Source organism: Corallococcus exercitus (assembly GCF_003611585.1).
GTDB classification, from domain to species: Bacteria; Myxococcota; Myxococcia; order Myxococcales; family Myxococcaceae; genus Corallococcus; species Corallococcus exercitus.
On sequence record NZ_RAVW01000743.1, the window covers coordinates 1 to 2,015 of the forward strand.

Sequence of the window (2,015 nt, forward strand, 5' to 3'; positions counted from 1 at the left end):
GCCTCGCCCACCCGCGCCTGCGAGGCCGGGATGGACCCGGCGACCGGCGCCTTCAGGTTGGCCTGCGTGGAGATGACGACCGCCGCCCGCGTCGGAGTCGAGGGCGCGGTCCCCGTGTTGCAGACGCGCACGTCCGCGACGAAGGACTCGCCCTGCCGCACGTCGGGGGGCGCCTTCACCCCGGTGACCACGAGGTCCGGCGCGTTGCCCACGCCCATCAGGCCGCGGACGAAGCCGTTGTTCGTCTCGTCCAGCTCCGCCACCGACTGCCGGGTGTCGACGCTGGCGCCCAGGTAGAAGGCGCCGGGCAGCGCCCCCGCCGGGGGAGGCGTCGCGTACGCGGTGAACGTCCGCGTGACGCACTGCTGGGCGCCCACGGGCCCCACTTCCAGCTCGGCCACCGTCATCTGCTGGGGCGAGGGCGGAGCGCCGGGCGCCGGGACCTGCTGCGTGGACGTGGTGGACAGGTACACCTGCAGCAGGTGGGGCCCCTGCTGCGGATACGCGGGCTGCGTGCCCGTGTTGCAGACCGTCGCGGTGACGGTGATGGATTCTCCCGGGCGGGCGGCGTCGGGCGCGCGCAGCTCGGTGATGATCAGATCCGAGCCCTGCGCCAACGCGCGGCCCTGGCTTCGGACGGAAACCGCGTCGGACGACGCGCCTTCACTTCCGCAGCCGGTAATGACGAGCGTGCCCGTGATGAGCAGACACGCGTGTCTCCATGACGGCATGAGCCGTGACATGTGCTTCTCCTGATGGGGGGTGGGATTCAGCATCCCCACGCGCACTTGCCGCCGTGCCGGGTTCAACGTCGCGGGGACATCCAAGGGAATCCTTCAACGGCGCTGTGCGGGTGAAATTCAAACCCAGCGTGAAGAATCTACGGGCATGAGAGTCAATCGCCGGCCGGGTTGTGCCCCGGCCGGCAATCGCGAATCGGGAAGCAGGAATCCCGTGGGGACGCCTACGGCACCTGGCCGATGGGCGTGGCCATCGTCAGCGCGTTGTTGTCCTCACGCAGCTCCATCAGTGAGTTCGGTGCGTCGACGAGGGCACCCAGGTAGAGGGGCTGTCCGGTCGTGGCCGCGGAGGGACGGATCACGGACCCATCGATCCACAGCGTGGCGCACTGGCCCACGGACAGCGCGGGCACCATGGCGCCACGCACGGGGACCTGGACCTGCGTGTACGGGGGCTGGCCCTGCGTGGGGGTGAAGAGGGACGTCTCCGTGGAGATGAACAGATCCAGCGGCACGGAGCCGTACATGGGCACGTTGCCCTCGTTGCAGACCTGGACCTGCGCGGTGAAGGAGCTGTACTGCGGCAGGCCCGTGGGCGCGGTCACCGAGCGGACCACCAGGTCCGGACCGCTGCCCATGAAGATCCGCGACGTCACGCGGGTGTTGTTGTCCTCGCGCAGCTCCACCACCTGGTTGGACATGTCCACGCGGGCCCCCAGGGAGATGAGGCTGGAGGGGTCCGCGTAGGGAGGCGGGTATGGGGAGCCGCTCAGGGGCACCGTCATGCACTGGCCCGCGGAGAGCGGCGGCAGGGTCACCGTCCCGACCGGGGCTTCGGAGGGCGTGACGGGCGGGAACTGCGAGGACAGGGTCTCGTCCTGCGTCAGGACGCCCATCACCTGCGAGGACCCGGCCGAGGCGGTCCCCACGTTGCAGACCGTCACGTTCAGGGTGATGGGGCTGTTGGGGATGATGCTCGATGGGCCGGTGACGTCCGTCACCACCAGGTCCGGGCCATGGCCCACGCTGATGGGGCCCGCGGCGACGCGCAGGTTGTTGTCCTCGCGCAGCTCCACCTGCTGCTGGTTCACGTCCGCCAGGGCCACTAGGTACAGCGGCTGCGCCGGCGTGGCCTCGGGCGGGACGGCGGCATACACCGTCTTCGGGTACAGCACGCACGCACCCGCGGGCAGCGATCCCACCTCCACCGTGCCCACCTGCATCTGGGACTGTCTCTTATACCCCTCCCCGAGCCCACGAGACATGCGCAGATCT

2 protein-coding genes are annotated in these 2,015 nt (G+C 70.0%); both read right to left on the reverse strand.

The features are described from left to right. A partial coding sequence (locus tag D7W79_RS41560) for a CARDB domain-containing protein (protein ID WP_276375634.1) occupies window positions 1–743 on the reverse strand: 743 nt, incomplete at its 3' end. Between the two features lie 221 nt (window positions 744–964). Then, the coding region (locus D7W79_RS41565) for a CARDB domain-containing protein (protein WP_276375635.1) at window positions 965–2,015 on the reverse strand (1,051 nt) is incomplete at its 5' end.